The following is a 19051-nucleotide window of genomic DNA, read 5'->3' on the forward strand; positions in this document are numbered from 1 at the left end:
GCTCCGCGCGGTGAGGATACGGGCATGGGATTCCATGTCGACTCCGAGGCCGGGCGGCTGCGCCGCGTCATCCTGCACCGCCCCGATCTGGAACTGAAACGCCTCACCCCGAGCAACAAGGACGCGCTCCTCTTCGACGACGTGCTCTGGGTACGCCGGGCCCGCCAGGAGCACGACGGATTCGCGGACGTGCTGCGCGACCGGGGAGTCGAGGTGCACCTCTTCGGCGATCTGCTCCGCGAGTCGCTGGAGATCCCCGTGGCCAGGCGCCTCGTGCTCGACCGGGTCTTCGCGGAGAAGGAGTACGGCCCCCTCGCCACCGAGCACCTGCGTGCCGCGTTCGAGGAGCTGAACGCCGCCGAACTCTGTGAGGCCCTGGTCGGCGGGATGACCAAACGGGAGTTCCTGGAGCGGCACCGCGAGCCGACCTCCGTGCGCTTCCACGTCATGGACCTGGACGACTTCCTGCTCGGGCCGCTGCCCAACCACCTCTTCACCCGCGACACCTCGGCCTGGATCTACGACGGCGTCTCCATCAACGCCATGCGCTGGCCGGCCCGGCAGCGCGAGACCGTCCACTTCGAGGCGATCTACCGGCACCATCCACTCTTCACCGGACCCGAGGCGGGCGCCTTCCACCACTGGTCGGAGGGCCAGGACGACTACCCCTCCACCATCGAGGGCGGCGACGTCCTCGTCATCGGCCGGGGCGCGGTGCTCATCGGGATGAGCGAGCGCACCACCCCGCAGGCCGTGGAGATGCTGGCCCGCGGGCTCTTCGACGCCGGCTCCGCCCGGACGATCGTGGCGCTCGACATGCCCAAGAGCCGGGCCTTCATGCACCTCGACACGGTGATGACGATGATCGACGGGGACACCTTCACCAAGTACGCGGGCCTGGGCATGCTCCGCTCGTACACCATCGAGCCCGGGGACGGCCCGCGGGACCTCAAGGTCACCGACCATCCGCCCGAGCACATGCACAGCGCCATCGCCCAGGCGCTGGGGCTGGATTCGATCCGGGTCCTCACCGCCACCCAGGACGTGCACGCGGCCGAGCGCGAGCAGTGGGACGACGGGTGCAACGTCCTGGCCGTCGAGCCGGGCGTCGTCGTCGCCTACGAGCGCAACGCCACCACCAACACCCACCTGCGCAAGGAAGGCATCGAGGTCATCGAGATCCGGGGCAGCGAACTGGGCCGGGGGCGCGGCGGCCCCCGCTGCATGAGCTGCCCGGTGGTCCGTGACCCGGTGTAGGCGGGGTGCGGGGGAGAGACCGGAAAGGTTCTGTATAGCGATGCATTGCATCGTATAGACTTCCAGGGTTACCGTATGCGTCCCCCCGCCCGACCCAGGAGCAGTCACCATGGCCATAGACCTCGCAGGCCGCCACTTCCTCAAGGAGCTGGACTTCACGGCCGAGGAGTTCCGCGGCCTGATCGACCTGGCCGCCGAGCTCAAGGCGGCGAAGAAGTCGGGGAGCGAGGTCCAGCGGCTGCGCGGCAGGAACATCGCGCTGATCTTCGAGAAGACCTCGACCCGCACCCGCTGCGCCTTCGAGGTGGCCGCCGCCGACCAGGGCGCGTCCACCACGTACCTCGACCCCTCCGGCTCCCAGATGGGCCACAAGGAGTCCGTGCGCGACACCGCCCGTGTCCTGGGCCGGATGTTCGACGGGATCGAGTACCGCGGCGACAGCCAGGAGGCCGTCGAGGAGCTGGCGGCGTACGGCGGAGTGCCGGTCTTCAACGGGCTCACCGACGACTGGCACCCCACCCAGATGCTCGCGGACGTCCTCACGATGACCGAGCACAGCGAGAAGCCGGTCGAGCGGATCGCCTTCGCCTACCTCGGCGACGCCCGTTTCAACATGGGCAACTCCTACCTGGTCACCGGCGCCCTGCTGGGCATGGACGTGCGTATCGTCGCGCCCAAGGCCTACTGGCCCGCCGAGGCGGTCGTGGCGCAGGCCCACCGGCTCGCCGAGGCGAGCGGGGCGACCGTGACCCTCACCGAGGACGTCGCCGAGGGTGTGCGCGGCGCCGACTTCGTCGCCACCGACGTCTGGGTCTCGATGGGGGAGCCCAAGGAGGTCTGGGACGAGCGCATCGCCGCTCTCGTGCCGTACGCCGTCACCATGGACGTCCTGCGCGCCACCGGGAACGACGGCGTGAAGTTCCTGCACTGCCTCCCGGCCTACCACGACCTCGGCACCAAGGTCGCCCGGGAGATCCACGCCCGGCACGGCCTGACCGAGCTGGAGGTCAGCGACGAGGTCTTCGAGTCCGCGCACTCCGTCGTGTTCGACGAGGCGGAGAACCGGATGCACACGATCAAGGCCGTCCTCGTGGCGACCATGGCCACGCGCTGACCCGTCCGTATCGCATGGTCATGCACCCGTTTGGGTGAACATGCGCCTGGGTGCCTATGATGGTTCCCCTTGGTGGGGTTCGAGCTCGCACGCTCGAACCCCATTTTCGTGTGCGCGACGGCCCCCACTGCCTCAGCCGCACCACACCCCCCACGTGTACCGCCAGAGATGAGATCACCGCCGTGAGCCCCCTGCGCCTGCCCGGCCCGCCGCACCGCGTCAAGGACCCCCACCAGCTGATCGCCGAATCGGGCGCAGACCTGGAGGGCCACGGTCTCAAGCGCACCATGGGCCTCTTCCAGCTGGTGTGCTTCGGGGTCGGCGCCGTCGTCGGCACCGGCATCTTCGTCGGCCTCTCCGACAGCGTGGCCGAGGCCGGTCCCGCCGTCGTGCTGTCGTTCGTCCTCGCGGCGGTCACCTGTATCTTCACCGCGTTCTCCTTCGCCGAACTGGGCAGCGCGATCCCGGTCTCCGGCAGCTCCTACTCCTTCGCCTACGCCACACTCGGGGAGCGGCTCGCCTTCCTCGTCGGCTGGTGTCTGCTCCTGGAGTACGGGGTGTCGGTCTCGGCCGTGGCGGTGGGCTGGAGCCAGTACGTCAACGAACTGCTGAACAGCCTCTTCGGATGGCAGCTGCCCGCCGCGCTCTCCGCCGGACCCGGTGACGGCGGCGTGATCAACCTGCCCGCGGTGATCGTCGTCATGATGGCGGCCACCCTGCTGGTTCGCGGTATCCGGGAGAGTGCCGGGGCCACGGCGGCGATGGCGGTTCTGAAGATCACCATCCTGATCCTGTTCTGCGTCATCGCCTTCACCGCCTTCGAGGCCGGCAACCTCACCCCGTTCGTGGCCCACGGCCCGGGCGGCGTCACCGCGGGCGCGTCGCTGGCGTTCTTCTCGTACATCGGGTTCGACGCCATCACCACCGCGGGCGAGGAGGTCAAGAACCCCCGGCGGAACATCCCGATCGCGATCATGATCTGCATCGGCCTGGTCACGCTGCTCTACTGCGCGGTGGCCCTGGCCGCGATCGGCGCGCTGGGCCCGGACGCCGTCTCCGACAAGCCGGCCGCGCTCTCCCTGATCGTCGACCAGGTCACCGACTCGACGGTGGGCGGCGGCATCATCGCCTTCGGCGCGGTCGTGGCCATCGCCTCGGTCGTCCTCGCGGTGATGTACGGACAGACCCGCATCCTGATGTCGATGTCGCGCGACGGCCTGGTCCCGCGGGTCTTCGAACGGGTCTCGCCGCGCACCGCGACCCCGGTCGCCAACACCTGGATCGTCGCCGCCGTCTTCGCCGTCCCGGCAGCCTTCTCCTCGCTGGACGTGGTGGTGAACCTGACGACCATCGGGACGCTCGCCACCATGGTCGCGGTCAATATCGCCGTGATCGTGCTGCGCCGCCGCAACCCCGAGGTGAAGGGCTCCTTCCGGGTCCCGCTGTACCCGCTCAGCCCGCTCCTCGGCGTCGGTTTCTGCGTCTACCTCATGTACGGGACCGGCTGGACGACCTGGGTGCAGTTCGCGGTGTTCCTGCTGGCCGGTGCGGTGGTGTACGCCTGCTACGGGCGCAGCCGCTCGCGGCTGGCCGCCCCGGCCGCCGGCTGAGTCCGCCGCCCGGTCAGAGCGACGGCAGGGTGAACCAGACCGCCTTGCCGTGCTCCGTCGGGCGGTGGCCGCAGGACGAGCTGAGGGTGCGGATCAGCAGCAGCCCCCGTCCGTGCTCCTGCCAGGGGTCGGGCTCACTGCCCGGCTCGGGGCGGGAGAGATCGCCCGGCGGGGCCGGATCCCGGTCGTGCACCTCCACCTGGCAGCCGCTCGGCAGGAGCTCCACCACCAGCTCGACGGGCTCGTCGCCCGGGGTGTGTTCCACGGCGTTGGCGACCAGCTCGGCGGTCAGCAGTTCGGCGGTGTCCGTGTCGGCCGGGGCGTCGATGTCAGCCAGTGCCGTCCGGATCAGCGCGCGGGCGATCGGCACGGCGGCCGCGGAGTGCGGCAGTGCGACTCGCCAGGAGCCGGGGGCGGGGGCATCGGACGGCACGGCGGCCTCCTTTCTGGCGAGCGCGGATCCGGGGAGCACGGACTGTCCTGGGCCCCGAGGTGGCTGGCGCTCAAGACTTCCTGGTTTCAACCATACGAAGCCGCACGAGACGGGCAAGGGCCTGCTGACCGGTACGAAGGGGACCTTCGTCACTACCGCCTTACGCTCCACATATCGCGTACTCGTGACGAGAGTCACGTACGGGTGATAAATTCGGGTCAAGCAGCAGCCCGACGGCTGAAGGGGATCACCCTCCATGAGTCCGTTTCCCAGCTCAGCGCCGCGCACGGAGCGCTGGCACCATCTGCGGGTCGAGACGCGGGACGGTGTCGCCACGGTCACCCTCGCCCGCCCCGAGAAACTGAACGCGCTGACCTTCGGCGCCTACGCGGATCTGCGCGACCTCCTGGCCGAACTGTCACGGGAGCGCTCCGTGCGGGCCCTGGTGCTGGCCGGTGAGGGGCGGGGCTTCTGCTCCGGCGGTGACGTGGACGAGATCATCGGCGCCACCCTCGCGATGGACACCGCCCAGCTGCTCGACTTCAACCGGATGACCGGACAGGTCGTACGGGCCCTGCGGGAGTGCCCGTTCCCCGTCATCGCCGCCGTCCACGGGGTCGCCGCCGGGGCCGGCGCCGTTCTCGCGCTGGCCGCCGACTTCCGGGTCGCCGACCCCTCCGCCCGGTTCGCCTTCCTCTTCACCCGGGTCGGACTCTCCGGCGGGGACATGGGCGCCGCCTACCTGCTGCCCCGGGTGGTCGGCCTCGGCCACGCCACCCGGCTGCTGATGCTCGGCGAACCCGTGCGCGCTCCCGAGGCCGAGCGCATCGGGCTGATCAGCGACCTGGCCGAGGAGGGCAGGGCCGACGAGCACGCCGCGGCGCTCGCCCGCCGCCTCGCCGACGGACCCGCGCTCGCCCTCGCCCAGACCAAGGCGCTGCTCACGGCCGAACTCGACATGCCGCTGGCCGCCGCGGTCGAGATGGACGCAGCCACCCAGGCCCTCCTGATGCACGGCGAGGACTACGCCGAGTTCCACGCCGCCTTCACCGAGAAGCGGCCGCCGAAGTGGCAGGGCCGGTAACGCGATGACGGCCACCGGCCGGCCCCCCACGGACCCGCCCGCACCGCGCCGTATCGCGGTCATCGGCGGCGGCCCCGGTGGGCTCTACGCCGCGGCGCTGCTCAAGCGGCTGGGCCCGGAGCGCGAGATCACCCTGTGGGAGCGCAACGCCCCCGACGACACCTTCGGTTTCGGTGTCGTCCTCTCCGACGAGACCCTCGGCGGCATCGAGCACGCCGACCCCACCGTGCACGCCGCGCTCCAGCGCGAGTTCGTCCGGTGGGACGACATCGACATCGTCCACCGGGGCCACACCCAGACCTCCGGCGGCCACGGCTTCGCCGCGCTCGGCCGCCGCCGGCTGCTGGAGATCCTGCACGAGCGCTGCGCCGGCCTGGGCGTCCGGCTCCGCTTCCGCGAAGAGGCGCCGCCCGCCGCCGAACTCGCCGCCTCGTACGACCTGGTGATCGCCGCCGACGGGGTGCACAGCCTCACCCGCGACGCCCACGCCGACCGCTTCGGACCCCGCCTCACCGGCCACCGCTGCCGCTACATCTGGCTCGCCGCCGACTTCGCCCTGGACGCCTTCCGCTTCGAGACCGCCGAGACCGCGTACGGCGTGATGCAGCTCCACGGCTACCCGTTCTCCGCCGATGCATCGACCGTCATCGTGGAGATGCGCGAGGAGGTCTGGCGTGCGGCCGGATTCGACACCTGCGACCCGGCGGAGTCCACCCGGCACTGCGCCAAGATCTTCGCCAACGCCCTCGGCCACCGGCCGCTGCGCTCCAACAACTCCTCCTGGCTCACCTTCCGCACCGTCGTCAACAAGCGCTGGTCGCACGGGAACACGGTGCTCATCGGCGACGCCGCCCACACCGCGCACTTCTCCATCGGGTCCGGCACCAAGCTCGCCGTCGAGGACGCCCTCGCCCTCGCCGCCTGCATCGAGGAACAGCCAGGACTGCCCGCCGCCCTCGCCGCGTACGAGAGCGAACGCCGCCCCGTCGTCGAATCGACCCAGCGCGCCGCAGCGGCCAGCCTGCGCTGGTTCGAGGAGCTGGGCACCTACGTCGACCAGCCGCCCCGCCAGTTCGCCTTCAACCTCCTCACCCGCAGCCGCCGCGTCACCCACGACAACCTGCGGCTGCGCGACGCCTCCTTCACCGCGGCCGTCGAGGACGAGTTCGGCTGCGCCCCCGGCACCCCGCCGATGTTCACCCCGCTGCGGCTGCGCGGACTGGAGCTGCGCAACCGCGTCGTCGTCTCGCCCATGGACATGTACCGGGCCACCGACGGCGTCCCCGGCGACTTCCACCTCGTCCACCTCGGGGCGAGGGCGCTCGGCGGCGCCGGGCTGGTCATGACGGAAATGGTCTGTGTGAGCCCCGAGGGCCGGATCACCCCCGGCTGCACCGGCCTCTACACCGACGAGCAGTCCGCCGCCTGGACCAGGATCACCGACTTCGTGCACGCCGGATCGCCCGGCACCGCGATCGGGATCCAGCTGGGCCACTCCGGCCGCAAGGGCTCCACCAAGCTCATGTGGGACGGCATCGACCAGCCGCTCGACGACGGCAACTGGCCCCTCACCGCCGCCTCCCCGCTCCCGTACGCGCCGGGCGTCAACCAGATCCCGCACGCACTGGACCGCGCCGGCCTGGACGCCGTCCGCGAGCAGTTCGCGTCCGCCGCCGAGCGGGCCGACACCTGCGGTTTCGACCTCCTCGAACTCCACTGCGCCCACGGTTATCTGCTCTCCGGATTCCTCTCCCCGCTCACCAACCACCGCACCGACGCCTACGGCGGCACCCTGGCGAACCGGCTCCGCTTCCCGCTGGAAGTCTTCGACGCGGTCCGCGAACGGTGGCCCGACGACCGGCCGATGACCGTCCGGATCTCCGCGACGGACTGGGCCGAGGGCGGCACGACGGCCGAGGACGCCGTCGAGATCGCCCGCGCGTTCGTCGCGCACGGCGCCGACGCCATCGACGTCTCCACCGGCCAGGTCGTCCCGGACGAGCGGCCCGAGTACGGGCGCTCCTACCAGACGCCGTACGCCGACCGGATCCGCAACACCCTGTGCGTGCCCGTCATCGCCGTCGGCGCCATCTCCTCCTGGGACGACGTCAACTCCCTGCTCCTCGCGGGCCGCGCCGACCTCTGCGCCCTGGCCCGCCCGCATCTGTACGACCCGCACTGGACGCTCCACGCGGCGGCCGACCAGGGCTACACCGGACCGGGCGCGCCCTGGCCCCTCCCGTACCGCGCAGGCAGCCGCACCCCGCCGACGGGCCGCACGGACGCACCGAAGCCGCGGCTCACGCTGGGCTGAGCGGCAGGCACGCGTGGCAGAGGCAGGGATCGGGGTGCGGGGCGGCGTGATGGGCGTGCCGCTCGTGACGCGCGACCCGCTCCAGCAGTGCGGCCAGCTCCTCGGCCTCCTCACGGGTCCGCGGCCGTGTTCCGCACCGCCTCAGAACCGCCGGGCTGTAGACCAACCGGGCCCTGAACGTGTGCAGATGACGGGTTCCGGTGTCGATGGCGATCCACCGCCCGGTGTGCCGGCCGTGGCCCACCGCGGTCAGCTGCTCGTTCCCCGTCCCGGGGTGGGTGTCGACGACGTAGACCTTCGCCCCGCCCCGGAACGCCTTGGTGCCGGGCCGGAGTTCCTGCCCGAGATCCCCGTACCGCCGCCACAGGACGACGTGTGCCGCGACCAGCCAGAGCGGCTCGGTCCTGTCATCCATCGCTCTCCTGCGCGCTGACCACCAGCCGGTCCGAGACGGGCCGGTAGCCGATGCGCGTGTACACGCCGTTGCTCGTCGGGTTGGCGAGATCGGTGAAGAGCAGCACCTCGTCCGCACCCGCTCCCCGGGCCGCGGCGCTGACCTCGGCGGTCACCGCCGCCGCGTACCCGCGGCCACGGTGCTCCGGCGGCGTGTAGACCGGAGCGACGCGGGCGCTGCCCGCGATCTGCAGCGAGATGCCCGCCATCGACACGGGGACGCCCTCGTGCTCCCAGAGCGTCAGCCGGCCGTCCGCCGTCCGCTCGTCGACAGCCCGCCCCTGCCGTTCGCTCTGACCGGCGTTCGGCCCACCGATGTCGACGGCGAACGCGGCGAACCAGCGCAGCAGCAGCTCCCGGTCCGCAGGGGTCGCGGCCCTCGCCCGGCCGCCGGGAGCGGGCGACGGCGGGACCAGCTCGCCCAGCCGGTACAGCCGCTCCTCCTCGTCGACACGGTGCCCCGGCCAATGGGCCGCCACCGCCAGTGCCGTGACCCGGTCCGCGTTGACGTGGGTGAGCGGGCGGGCGGCCATCAAGGGGCCCACCGCCTCCGGGGCGAGCGCGTTCAACGAGGCGGGGTAGGGCGGCGTCTGGAGCATGGTGCCCGCCACCTCGCCGTCGGCACCGCGCCACCAGCCGAAGACCGGGGCGTGGTCGCCGAAGGCGTGCGGGCCGTGGCGGCGCAGCGCCGCGGTGACGGTCAGCATGACCGTGCTCTCGGCCGGGCGGGCCGTCAGCGACGCGCCGGCCGCATCGAGAAAGGTTTCGACATCATCCGTGAAGGTCCAGGTCATGCAGAGGCATTCTGCCGGGCGGACCGCCGACGCGGCATCGGATTATCCGCCGACGAACTCCGCCCCCGCGTCCCGCAGCCGCTCGTGCAGCAGTCCGAACACCTCCGCCGATCTGCCGCCCGGCCAGTTCGCCGGCAGCAGCTCCTTCGGCAGCCCCGGATCCGCGTACGGCACCTGCCGCCAGGAGTCCAGTGCCATCAGGTAGTCCCGGTACGCCGTCTCCGGAGCAGGCGGCTCGTCCGGGCGCGCCTCCCAGGACCGCAGCACCGGCTCGTGCCGCTCCAGGAAACCGTCGTGCACCCGGGCCACGGCGTCGAGGTCCCACCAGCGCGCCACCGACTGCCCGGTGGCCGCGAAGCCGAGGTGGTCACCGCGGAACAGTTCCACGTACGGGGCGAGTCCGAGGCGCTCCAAGGTGTGCCGCGTCTCCTCGTACAGCGCGGCCGGTGCGAGCCACACGCCGGGTGCGGCCGTGCCGAAGCCGAGCCCGGACAGCCGTGAGCGCAGCAGGTGCCGCTTGTGGCGTTCGGCCTCCGGTACGGAGAACACGGCGAGCACCCAGCCGTCCTCGATGCGCGGGTCCGGATGCCGGTAGATCCGCCGGTCCCCGTCGTCGAGCAGCTGGCGGGCGTCGGCCGAGAGCGCGTACCCGGCCGCCCCGCCCGGTGTCCGGGCCGCGACGAGCAGACCGCGCCGCTTCAGCCGGGAGACGGAGGACCGTACCGCAGGGGCCTCCACACCGACGGCGCCGAGCAGCCGGACGAGTTCCGCCACCGGCATCGGGGCATCGCCGGGGGTGCGGCCGTACGCACCGTAGAGGGTGACGATCAGCGAGCGGGGGGAGTGCGGTTCGATCATGTGATCATTCTCGGTCCGGTGTGCCGGAGTCCGCACCGGGTTCGTCCGCGCGCAGCCGGAACCGTTGCAGTTTCCCGGTGGCGGTACGGGGGAGTGCGGGCAGGAACGTGATGAGGCGGGGGCATTTGTGCGGGGCCAGTTCGGACCGCATGAAGGCACGCAGCGCGTCGGCCGACAGGGCGGAGCCCTCGCGCCGCACCACGTACGCCGCCACGATCCGGCCGCGCAGCTCGTCCTCCCGGCCCACCACGGCGGCCTCCGCCACCTCGGGGTGGCGCAGCAGGGCGTCCTCCACCTCGGGGCCGGCGATGTTGTACCCGGAGGAGATGATCATGTCGTCGGCGCGGGCCACGTACCGGAAGTAGCCGTCGGCGTCGCGCACATAGGTGTCGCCGGTGAGGTTCCAGCCGTGCTGTACGTACTCCCGCTGCCGTTCGTCGGCGAGGTAGCGGCAGCCGACCGGCCCGCGCACGGCGAGCAGTCCCGGTTCGCCGTCCGGTACCGGCTCGCCGTCCCGGTCCACCACCCGCGCCTGCCAGCCGGGGACCGGGACGCCGGTGGTGCCGGGGCGGATCGCCTCGTCCGCGGCGGAGACGAAGATGTGCAGCAGCTCGGTGGCGCCGATGCCGTTGATGATGCGCAGACCGGTCCGCTCGTACCAGGAGTGCCAGGTCGCGACGGGCAGGTTCTCGCCCGCCGAGACGCAGCGGCGCAGCGCGGAGAGGTCATGGCCGTCGAGCTGGTCCAGCATCACCCGGTAGGCGGTCGGGGCGGTGAACAGCACCGAGACCCGGTGCGCGGCCAGGGCGGGCAGCAGCTGCTTGGGGCCCGCCTGCTCCAGCAGCAGAGCCGAGGCGCCCGCCCGCAGGGGGAAGACGACCAGACCGCCGAGGCCGAAGGTGAAACCGAGTGGTGGACTGCCCGCGAACACGTCGTCGGGCACCGGCCGCAGGACGTGCCGCGAGAAGGTGTCCGCGATGGCGAGCACATCGCGGTGCAGATGCATACAGCCCTTGGGGCGGCCGGTGGTTCCCGAGGTGAACGCGATCAGCGCCACGTCGTCCGCCGCGGTGTCCACGGCCCGGTACGGGCCCGGCCGGCCGTCGGCCAGCCGCAGCAGGTCGTCGGGTGCGTCACCCCCGTACGCCGTGATCCGCAGCCCCGGCACCTCCGCCTTCACCAGGTCGTCGACCGACCGTACGTCGCACAGCGCATGGCTGATGCGGGCGATCGAGCAGATCGTGGCGAGTTCGGCGGCCCGCTGCTGGGCCAGTACGGTGACGGCGATCGCACCGGCCTTCAGCACCGCGAGCCAGCAGGCGGCGAGCGTGGGCGTGGTGGGCCCGCGCAGCAGCACCCGGTTTCCGGGCACCACTCCCAGGTCCGAGGTGAGGACATGGGCGATCCGGTCGACCAGGTCGCGCAACTCCCCGTAGCTCAGCACCCCGCCGTCGGGCGTACGGAAGGCCGGCCGGTCCGGTCCGAGGCGCTCGGCCGTGCGGTCCAGGAGCTCGGCGGCGCAGTTGAGCCGGTCCGGATAGTGCAGCTCGGGCAGGTCGAAGACCAGATCCGGCCACTGGTCGGCGGGTGGCAGATGTTCCCTGGCGAAGCTGTCGATGTGCGCTGAGGTATTCGGGTCCATGAAGGATCGCCCCCTTGTCGCCCTTGGAGCGTATCGTTTGGGTGACGGTAGTCAACGGTCCGCGATAAACGGAGCCGGCCCGAAGGGGACGGCACCGGGACTTTCGACAGGAGAGGCGCCGGTATGACGGCATTCTCACTCGATCCGGCACAGACCGCCTGGTGCGAGGAGCTGCGCACCCTGGCCGGCGAGCGGCTGCGCCCGCTCGCGGAGAAGGGCGAGCCGGGGCGCGTCAACCGCCCGCTGCTGGCCGCGCTCGGCGAACTCGGGCTGCTGGAGCGGCTGTTCGGCTCCGGTGCCCTCGATCTCTGTCTGTTGCGCGAATCGCTCGCCCGCGGCTGCACGGAGGCCGAGACCGCGCTGGCACTCCAGGGCCTCGGGACGTACCCGCTGGTCCAGGCGGGTACCCCCGCCCACCGCGAGCGCTGGCTCCCCGAGGTCCGTGCGGGCCGCGCCGTCGCCGCGTTCGCGCTCAGCGAGCCGGGGGCCGGCTCGGACGCGGCGGCCCTCGCGCTGGACGCCGCCCGCTCGCCGGACGGCTGGCAGCTGAGCGGCGAGAAGTGCTGGATCTCCAACGCCCCGGAGGCCGACTTCTACACGGTCTTCGCCCGGACGACGCAGGGCGCCGGAGCCCGCGGCGTCACCGCGTTCCTGGTGCCGGCCGACCGCCCAGGCCTGACCGGCACCGCGCTGGACATGCTCTCCCCGCACCCCATCGGGACCCTGCGCTTCGACGGTGTCCCCGTCACCCCCGACGACGTCCTCGGCGAACCGGACCGCGGCTTCCGGGTCGCGATGAACACCCTCAACCTGTTCCGGCCCAGCGTCGGCGCCTTCGCCGTCGGCATGGCCCGCGCCGCCCTCGACGCCACCGTGGAGCACACCGCCACCCGCACCGCCTTCGGCGGGCCGCTCGGGGACCTCCAGGCCGTCTCCCACCAGGTCGCCGAGATGGCCACCCGCACCGAGGCCGCCCGGCTCCTGGTGTACGCGGCCGCCGCCGCGTACGACGCGGGGGAGCCGGGCGTCCCGCGGCGGGCCGCCATGGCCAAGCTGTTCGCCACCGAGACCGCGCAGTACGTCGTGGACACCGCCGTCCAGCTCCACGGCGCCCGTGCCCTGCGCCGCGGCCATCTGCTCGAGCACCTCTACCGGGAGGTCCGCGCCCCGCGGATCTACGAGGGCGCCAGCGAGGTCCAGCGCACGATCATCGCCAAGGAGCTGTACGCGAACCGGGAGCCGTCCGCATGAGCCCGGTCCACCGGATCAACCCCGCCGAACTCTCCCCGCCCGCGGGCTTCTCGCACGCGGTCACCGCCACCGGGAGCAACCTGGTCTTCCTGGCCGGGCAGACCGCGCTGGACCAGCGGGGCGTGCTCACCGGGAGCACGCTGCCCGAACAGTTCGCCACCGCCCTCACCAACCTGCTGACCGCCCTGCGCGCGGCCGGCGGCTCCCCGGCTGACCTGGCCCGGGTCACCGTCTACGCCACGGATGTCGCCGACTACCGGGCGAACGCCGCCGAACTGGGCCGGATCTGGCGGCGGCTCGCCGGCCGCGACTACCCGGCGATGGCCGTCATCGGCACCGTGCGGCTCTGGGACGAACAGGCACTCGTCGAGATCGACGGGGTGGCGGTCCTGCCCTGACACCCGGCTGCCCGGACACCCGAACACCCCGTGCGGGCCCGGGAATCCGGGCGGGCGCGGGGCGTTCAGGCGTTCAAGGGCGGTTCGGGAGGTCAGCGCATGATCAGTACGGCTGCACCAGCACGTGCGCCGCACCCGGGATGCCGACCTTCAGCAGCTCGTCCTCCTCGGGCGTCGTCTCCCCGCCCGTCTCCTGCTTGAGCACGGCACGCGACATGGCCTGCACCCACATGGCGCGCGGACGGCGGCGGTCCTCCCACGCGTCGAGCGCGGCCGGCACATCAGCCTCGGCGTCCAGCGACTCGGCGAGCACCAGCGCGTCCTCCACGGCCATCGCCGCACCCTGCGCGATGTGCGGGGTGCTCGCGTGCGCCGCGTCACCGGCCAGGACCACCCGGCCGACGTGCCAGGGCTCCTCGACGGTCACCTGGGAGATGCGTGAATACACCACGTCCTGCGGGCCCGTGACCGCGGCGAGCGCCTCGGCGACCGGACCGGAGAACATCGGCAGCCGCTCCTTGAGCTGCTCGTGGGCCTTCTCCGGGTCGGGCCGGAAGTCCTCGTTCTCGGCGAACACCGCACCCAGGTACATCAGCTCGTCCGTGATCGGGGTGAGCAGCGCCTTGGCGTCCTGGCCCGCGCTGCTCATCACGACGCCCTTGACCTGCTCCTGACGGGGCATGGTGACCCGCCAGTTGGCGAAGCCGGTGTACTGGGGGGCGTAGCGGTCGCCGTACAGCCGGGTGCGCAGCGGCGATCCGATGCCGTCGAAGCCGACGACCAGGTCCCAGCGGGCGGCCGAGCCGTCGGACAGGGTGACGTCCACGCCCTCGCCGTCGTCGTCGAGTCCGGTGATCGTGGCGCCGAAGCGGATGGTGGCCCCGGCAGCGGTGGCGGCCGCGCCGAGCACCTGGGCCAGCGCGGGGCGGGGGATGCCGTTGTTGGAGGGCGCGTCGCCCATCCGGGGCTGCGGTATGGCCGCCAGCGTGTTGCCGGCGGGGTCGGCGATGGTCAGGACCTCCCACTCGAAGCCCGCCTTGAGGCAGTCGTCGAGCACCCCGATCTCCCGCATGACGTGCAGGGCGTTGGACGGCTGGATGATGCCGACGCCCAGGGCGTCCAGCTCGTCACGGAGCTCGGCGACCTCGACGGTGTGGCCGCGCCGGGCCAGGGCGGTGGCGAGTGTCAGCCCGCCGATGCCGCCACCGTGGATCAGGACGCGCAGCGATGTTGCCATTTCGGATCTCTCCAGAGCGAGAAAAGTCGGGGGAAGGGTCAGCCGGCCGCGACGGGCAGGCTCGGAAGGGTCAGCCGGCCGCGACGGGCAGGCTCATGAGGTGGTCCACCAGGGCCAGCAGTACGTCCCGGCCGAACGACCGCTCCCGTACGTCGCCGACCAGCAGCGGGACATGGGGGTCGAGGTCGAGGGCGGCCCTGATCTCGTCAGTGGTGCGGGTGTTGTGGCCGTGGAAGCAGTTGATCGCCACCACGAACGGGATGTCCCGGCTCTCGAAGAAGTCGATCGAGGCGAAGCTCGTCTCCAGCCGCCGGGTGTCGGCGATCACGACGCCGCCCAGTGCCCCGTTGACCAGGTCGTTCCACATGAACCAGAAGCGTTCCTGGCCCGGTGTGCCGAACAGGTAGACGACGAGCTCCGGACTGACCGTGATCCGGCCGAAGTCCAGGGCCACGGTGGTCGTGTCCTTCTGCCCGACACCGGCCAGGTCATCGACGCCGATGCTGGCCTTGGTCAGGAACTCCTCGGTACGCAGGGGCGCGACTTCGCTGACGGCGCCCACCAGCGTGGTCTTGCCGACGCCGAAACCTCCGGCGATAAGGATCTTGACGGCGGCGGGGGCCGCCTGACTGATGGTCATCTTGGCTCAGAGTCTCCGGAGTCCGTCGCGAACAGCGGCCAGCACGCCCATCCGGGCACCGCCGGACGCCCGCGCCACCGACAGGGGGGCGCGGGCGATCAGCAGGCCGTGGGCGACCAGGTCCGCCAGCAGGATCTTGGTCACCGACACCGGGAGGTTGAGGTCCGCGGACACCTCGGCCACCGCCGCGGGGCGCAGACAGCGCTCCAGGATCATCCGGTGCTCGGGCTGGAGCCGCCCCGGCATGACCGCCGCGCCGCTGCCGTCCCGCGGGTCGTACGCGGACGTCAGCACGGTGATGAGGGTGAGGTCGTCCCGCTCGGGCGCGGTCCGGCCACGGGTGATGGTGTACGGGCGCACCATGGTGCCCGCCCCGTCCTCCTCGGACTCCTCCTCCCAGTGCGGGGTCACGCGCGCGGCCCGTCCCCGCCGCCGAAGGCGTCGAAGTCGCTGCGCACCGGGGTGCTGAGCTTCTGGCCGACCTGCTGGACGAGGTTGTGCATGGCGAGCGACATGATCTCGGCGTCCACCTCCTGGGAGGCGACGACGGCCAGGTGCGTGCCCTGGCCGGCCGAGATGATGAAGAGCCACAGTTCCGACAGCTCGACGATCACCTGGTGCACGCCGCCGCCGTTGAAGAGCTGGCCGACACCGCGGGCCAGGCTCTGCTGGCCGGTGCAGATGGCGGCCAGCCGCTCGGCGTCGGCCCGCTCCACGGTGCGCGAATGGCTGACCACCAGACCGTCGTCGGACAGCAGGACGGCGTTCAGGGTCTCGGCCACCGAGTCCACCAGGCCGTCCAGCAGCCAGTCGAGATCCTGGTGCGTGGCGGTTGTGCGATTCATTACCGTTCTTCTCTCGTGGGAAGGGGGGCGGGGGCCCCGGCCTGCGTCGGCGGTTCGTCGGTCGCACGGGCGGCGCGGGACCGGCGCTGGAAGGCTCCGATGGCGGCACCCGCCCGGCGGGGGGCCGGCCGGGGCAGCGGGTTCTCGGACTGCCTGGGCGGCTGAGGCGCGGCGGGCCCGGCGGCCGGGGTGATCCGCAGTTCGTCCGCGAGGCTGGCCTGGCGTACCCGGCGCGGCAACGGGGGTTCCGCCGCGGGTGCCGCCGGCAGCGCGGGCCGGCCGGGACCGCCGTGGCCGGTGGTCCCGGGAGCGGGCGGAGCGGGGTGGTCGGGTTCGGCCACCGGCAGCCGTCCGTGGCGCCCGGCTGCCTGCTCCGGCTGCCGGGGCCCGGGTATCGGGAATCCGGCCGAGTCCATGGCGGCGCCGGGTGGATACGTTCCCTGGTAGGGCTGTTGCGGAGCCGCGTACGGTGCCTCGGCCGCCGGGTAGGACTGGTGCGGCACCGGGTACTGGCCTTCGGCCTTCATGTACGGCTGTTCGGCCGGGGCGTACGTGTCCTGGCGGGATCCGCCGTACGCGGGCGCGCCGGGCCCGGCGTACGTGTTCTCGCCCGGTCCGGTGTACGGCGACGCGGGAGCGGCGGAGCCGTACGGGGTTCCCTGGGCGGTGTCGGCGTACGGCGTGTGCGGTTGCTGCAGATCGCCGAAGGCGTCGCCGAACGGGTCGCCGGCGGGGGCCGGCTGCGGCTGCTCCTCCCGGTCGGGGAAGGGCTCGTCCGCCACCGTGTACGGGGCGCCGGTGGTGTCGAACGGTGCGCCCGACGCGTGCAGCGCCGTCACCCCGGCGAGGGCCTGGCCGCGGCCCCGGCTGGGCAGCGCCTCGTTGTCGTGGGTCGGCTCGGGCGCCGGGGCCGGTGCGGCGCCCTCGGGCTCGAGGGACGGCACGGCCACCGGGCCGGAGTGCGGTCCGGGGACGGTGAGCGAGTCGGGGACGAGCACGACGACCCGGGTGCCGCCGAACGCCGAGTGGCGGAACTCCACCCGCAGACCGTGCTGGTCGGCGAGGCGCGCGATCACGTACAGACCCAGCCGGATGTCGTCGGAGTGCGCCAGCACGTCCATCCGGGGCGGGTGGCTCATCAGCTCGTTGGCCTCGGCGAGCTGGTTCTCCTCCATGCCGAGTCCGCGGTCCTCGACCTCGATGGCCAGACCCCGGCTCACCCGGGCCGCCCTGACCTCGACCGGGCTGGGCGGCCTGGAGAAGCTGAGGGCGTTCTCGATCAGTTCCGCCAGGACGTGCGAGACGGGGCCGACGGCCCGCTCGGAGAGCCAGGGCGCGCCGTCCAGGTCCAGCACCACACGACGGTAGTCCTGCACTTCACCCTGGGCGGAGCGCATGACGTCCAGCAGCGGTACGGGCTTGCGCCAGCGCCGGTGCGGGGAACCGCCCGCGAGGATCACCAGGTTCTCCTCGTAGCGCCGGAGCCGTGCGGTGAGGTGGTCGAGGTCGAAGAGGCCGTCCAGCACCTCGGGGTCCTCGTGCTTGCGCTCGAGTTCGTCGAGCTTCTTGAGCTGCTGGCCGATCAGCTGCTGGGTGCGGCGCGCGATGCGCTGGAGCAGCCGTTCGAAGCCGCGGTGCTGGTCGGCCTGTTTGACGGCCGCCTGGAGGGCGCTGGTGCGGGCCAGGTCGAGCGCGTTGCCGAGCCGTGCCAGCTCGTCGGCCTTGCCGCCCCCGCCGTCGCTGCCGATGGCACGGGCCTCGGCCTCGACGTCGATGCGTTCGCCCTTGGCGAGCCGCTCGACGACATCGGGCAGGGCCTTCTCCAGTTCCTCGGCCCGCTCCTGCAGCCCGCTGATCCGGCGGCGCAGATTACGGGTGAGGCGCCAGGTGATCCAGATGACGGCGATGACGGCCGCGAGACCGACGACCGTGGTCACCACGACCCTGATCAGCAGGGAGATGACACTGCCCTTGCCCTCCTCCACGACCATGGCGGTGCGGTGCTCCATCAGCTCCATCAGCTGGGGGTTGAGCTCGTCCATCGCGCCGCGCCAGGTCTTCTCCTTCGCGCCGAGCGTGACGAATCCGGCGCTGTCGGGATCGGCCGGCCGCAGTACCTCGTCCTCCACCTCGGTCTTGGCCTTCCAGGCGGAACCGGTGGAGATCTTCTCCCAGGTGGCCTTCTCGTCCGCCGGAAGGTAGGGGACGACCTTGGTGGCGTACTGGAACGACTGGCCGGAAACAGCCTGCCGGACCTGCCGGAGATCCTCGGTGCTCAGCTTTCCCTCGGGCCAGCCCCGGGCCAGCAGGGCGTCGGTGCGCGAGATCATCTCCTTGGCCCAGAACAGGTCGACCAGCGGCTGCGAAAGCGTGGTGATCTGTCCGTTGTCCACATGGCTGAGCGCGGTGAAGAGCTTCAGATCGACGGCGATCAGATCCGTGTAGTAGCCGTACACGGCCTTCTGCTGGTCGTCGTCACCCTCGTCGACGAGGGTGCGCTGGGCCGGGAGTTGGGTGATGGCGGTACGGGCCTGGCCGACCGCGTCCCGGACCTCGGCGGGTGCGTCGTCGGTGGCGATGTCGGAGAGGGACTGGAAGCTGCTGATCGCCTCGTCCGTGAGCGCGCGCTGTTTGCGCAGCTCCTCCGTGGCACCTCCGGGGTGAGCCAGGGCCTCGGCGCTCAGCCGGCGCTCCTCCTGAAGGTTGTAGTACACGATGTTGGACGGCTGGCCGGCCTTCTGGGCCAACTGCCCCTGGGCTGCCTGCTTCTGGAAGTCGAGCAGAGTCTGACCACTGGTGACGGCCCAGAGGGCGGCCAGTGCGACACCGGGGACGATGGCCAGTACGAGCAGGGCCGTCCGCAGCGACATTGTGGTCGAGTCGCTCCGCCTAGACGCGCGCGTGCGCAGGGCATGCTCCTTGGGGATGGTGCCAGTCTCACGACTGGTCAATTCCATTTAGAACTTCGACAGATAGATATTAGTCATATTGCAAAAACGGGAAGGACGCGGGCTCACATGTGCAACACCGATCACACACGGATTCATCATCAACGTGCGGAGCTGTCCGGAAAGTGACGTTACGGAGCTCGGTGCGAGTAGCGGAGGGGGCGGTTCGGGGA

17 protein-coding genes are annotated in these 19051 nt (G+C 71.9%); 7 read left to right on the forward strand and 10 right to left on the reverse strand.

The genetic code is table 11. The features are described 5' to 3' along the window. Positions 1–24 precede the first annotated feature (24 nt). From OG782_RS29110 to OG782_RS29120, 3 genes are all read left to right on the forward strand, one after another. Entirely contained in the window at positions 25–1257 is a 1233-nt protein-coding gene (locus OG782_RS29110) for an arginine deiminase (RefSeq protein WP_406455923.1), read from the forward strand. 109 nt (positions 1258–1366) lie between these two features. After that, positions 1367–2371, forward strand: coding sequence for an ornithine carbamoyltransferase (gene argF / locus OG782_RS29115; RefSeq protein ID WP_406455925.1), 1005 nt, complete (start codon positions 1367–1369; stop codon positions 2369–2371). Between the two features lie 182 nt (positions 2372–2553). Further along, on the forward strand, positions 2554–3981 hold the full coding sequence (locus OG782_RS29120) for an amino acid permease (protein ID WP_406455927.1): 1428 nt from the start codon (positions 2554–2556) through the stop codon (positions 3979–3981). Positions 3982–3994: 13 nt separating this feature from the next. Here the strand turns inward: OG782_RS29120 and OG782_RS29125 are convergent, their stop codons facing one another. Beyond that, complete coding sequence (locus OG782_RS29125; RefSeq protein WP_406455929.1) at positions 3995–4414, reverse strand: ATP-binding protein; 420 nt, start codon at positions 4412–4414, stop codon at positions 3995–3997. A 256-nt stretch (positions 4415–4670) separates the two neighbouring features. On the opposite strand from OG782_RS29125, the gene OG782_RS29130 reads away from it, so the two are divergent. Beyond that, positions 4671–5498: an enoyl-CoA hydratase family protein gene (locus OG782_RS29130; protein ID WP_406455931.1), complete on the forward strand. Its 828-nt coding sequence runs from the start codon at positions 4671–4673 to the stop codon at positions 5496–5498. 4 nt (positions 5499–5502) lie between these two features. Continuing rightward, on the forward strand, positions 5503–7812 hold the full coding sequence (locus OG782_RS29135) for a bifunctional salicylyl-CoA 5-hydroxylase/oxidoreductase (RefSeq protein WP_406455933.1): 2310 nt from the start codon (positions 5503–5505) through the stop codon (positions 7810–7812). On the opposite strand, the gene OG782_RS29140 is transcribed toward OG782_RS29135, so the two are convergent. The 4 genes from OG782_RS29140 to OG782_RS29155 are packed head-to-tail and all read right to left on the reverse strand — an operon-like array spanning position 7799 to position 11559. Next, complete coding sequence (locus tag OG782_RS29140) at positions 7799–8227, reverse strand: hypothetical protein (RefSeq protein WP_406455935.1); 429 nt, start codon at positions 8225–8227, stop codon at positions 7799–7801. The two genes, OG782_RS29135 and OG782_RS29140, sit on opposite strands and share 14 nt — an antisense overlap. After that, complete coding sequence (locus OG782_RS29145; protein WP_406455937.1) at positions 8220–9059, reverse strand: GNAT family N-acetyltransferase; 840 nt, start codon at positions 9057–9059, stop codon at positions 8220–8222. Before OG782_RS29145 ends, OG782_RS29140 begins: the two co-directional genes overlap by 8 nt. A gap of 42 nt (positions 9060–9101) precedes the next feature. Continuing rightward, positions 9102–9917 (reverse strand): PaaX family transcriptional regulator C-terminal domain-containing protein, encoded by an 816-nt coding sequence (locus OG782_RS29150; protein WP_406455939.1) that lies wholly within the window; start codon positions 9915–9917, stop codon positions 9102–9104. A gap of 4 nt (positions 9918–9921) precedes the next feature. Next, positions 9922–11559, reverse strand: coding sequence for an AMP-binding protein (locus OG782_RS29155; protein ID WP_406455941.1), 1638 nt, complete (start codon positions 11557–11559; stop codon positions 9922–9924). Positions 11560–11682: 123 nt separating this feature from the next. On the opposite strand from OG782_RS29155, the gene OG782_RS29160 reads away from it, so the two are divergent. Both OG782_RS29160 and OG782_RS29165 read left to right on the forward strand, forming a co-directional pair. Then, positions 11683–12810, forward strand: coding sequence for an acyl-CoA dehydrogenase family protein (locus OG782_RS29160; RefSeq protein ID WP_406455943.1), 1128 nt, complete (start codon positions 11683–11685; stop codon positions 12808–12810). Further along, positions 12807–13208 (forward strand): RidA family protein, encoded by a 402-nt coding sequence (locus tag OG782_RS29165; RefSeq protein ID WP_406455945.1) that lies wholly within the window; start codon positions 12807–12809, stop codon positions 13206–13208. Before OG782_RS29160 ends, OG782_RS29165 begins: the two co-directional genes overlap by 4 nt. Positions 13209–13311: 103 nt before the next feature. Here the strand turns inward: OG782_RS29165 and OG782_RS29170 are convergent, their stop codons facing one another. The 5 genes from OG782_RS29170 to OG782_RS29190 all read right to left on the reverse strand — a co-directional run bounded on the left by OG782_RS29170 (position 13312) and on the right by OG782_RS29190 (position 18800). Further along, complete coding sequence (locus OG782_RS29170; protein ID WP_406455947.1) at positions 13312–14445, reverse strand: FAD-dependent monooxygenase; 1134 nt, start codon at positions 14443–14445, stop codon at positions 13312–13314. A 70-nt stretch (positions 14446–14515) separates the two neighbouring features. Beyond that, a complete protein-coding gene (locus OG782_RS29175; RefSeq protein WP_406455949.1) occupies positions 14516–15085 on the reverse strand; it encodes a GTP-binding protein in 570 nt (189 codons plus the stop codon). Positions 15086–15091: 6 nt separating this feature from the next. After that, the gene (locus tag OG782_RS29180) at positions 15092–15496 is read right to left on the reverse strand and encodes a DUF742 domain-containing protein (RefSeq protein ID WP_406455951.1); all 405 of its coding nucleotides are present in this window, start codon (positions 15494–15496) and stop codon (positions 15092–15094) included. Beyond that, entirely contained in the window at positions 15493–15930 is a 438-nt protein-coding gene (locus OG782_RS29185; RefSeq protein WP_406455953.1) for a roadblock/LC7 domain-containing protein, read from the reverse strand. Before OG782_RS29185 ends, OG782_RS29180 begins: the two co-directional genes overlap by 4 nt. After that, positions 15930–18800, reverse strand: a complete 2871-nt coding sequence (locus OG782_RS29190; protein ID WP_406455955.1) for a nitrate- and nitrite sensing domain-containing protein — start codon at positions 18798–18800, stop codon at positions 15930–15932. Before OG782_RS29190 ends, OG782_RS29185 begins: the two co-directional genes overlap by 1 nt. Between the last annotated feature and the right edge of the window lie 251 nt (positions 18801–19051).

Origin of the sequence: Streptomyces sp. NBC_00876 (assembly GCF_045207435.1) — a bacterium.
Lineage (GTDB): Bacteria > Actinomycetota > Actinomycetes > Streptomycetales > Streptomycetaceae > Streptomyces.

Bases quoted from the DNA above. Each gene is read 5' to 3' on its own strand.
- OG782_RS29110 (WP_406455923.1), top strand. From the start codon at position 25: ATGGGATTCCATGTCGACTCCGAGGCCGGGCGGCTGCGCCGCGTCATC.
- argF (WP_406455925.1), top strand. From the start codon at position 1,367: ATGGCCATAGACCTCGCAGGCCGCCACTTCCTCAAGGAGCTGGACTTC.
- OG782_RS29130 (WP_406455931.1), top strand. From the start codon at position 4,671: ATGAGTCCGTTTCCCAGCTCAGCGCCGCGCACGGAGCGCTGGCACCAT.
- OG782_RS29135 (WP_406455933.1), top strand. From the start codon at position 5,503: ATGACGGCCACCGGCCGGCCCCCCACGGACCCGCCCGCACCGCGCCGT.
- OG782_RS29140 (WP_406455935.1), bottom strand. From the start codon at position 8,227: ATGGATGACAGGACCGAGCCGCTCTGGCTGGTCGCGGCACACGTCGTC.
- OG782_RS29145 (WP_406455937.1), bottom strand. From the start codon at position 9,059: ATGACCTGGACCTTCACGGATGATGTCGAAACCTTTCTCGATGCGGCC.
- OG782_RS29150 (WP_406455939.1), bottom strand. From the start codon at position 9,917: ATGATCGAACCGCACTCCCCCCGCTCGCTGATCGTCACCCTCTACGGT.
- OG782_RS29155 (WP_406455941.1), bottom strand. From the start codon at position 11,559: ATGGACCCGAATACCTCAGCGCACATCGACAGCTTCGCCAGGGAACAT.
- OG782_RS29160 (WP_406455943.1), top strand. From the start codon at position 11,683: ATGACGGCATTCTCACTCGATCCGGCACAGACCGCCTGGTGCGAGGAG.
- OG782_RS29165 (WP_406455945.1), top strand. From the start codon at position 12,807: ATGAGCCCGGTCCACCGGATCAACCCCGCCGAACTCTCCCCGCCCGCG.
- OG782_RS29170 (WP_406455947.1), bottom strand. From the start codon at position 14,445: ATGGCAACATCGCTGCGCGTCCTGATCCACGGTGGCGGCATCGGCGGG.
- OG782_RS29175 (WP_406455949.1), bottom strand. From the start codon at position 15,085: ATGACCATCAGTCAGGCGGCCCCCGCCGCCGTCAAGATCCTTATCGCC.
- OG782_RS29185 (WP_406455953.1), bottom strand. From the start codon at position 15,930: ATGAATCGCACAACCGCCACGCACCAGGATCTCGACTGGCTGCTGGAC.
- OG782_RS29190 (WP_406455955.1), bottom strand. From the start codon at position 18,800: ATGTCGCTGCGGACGGCCCTGCTCGTACTGGCCATCGTCCCCGGTGTC.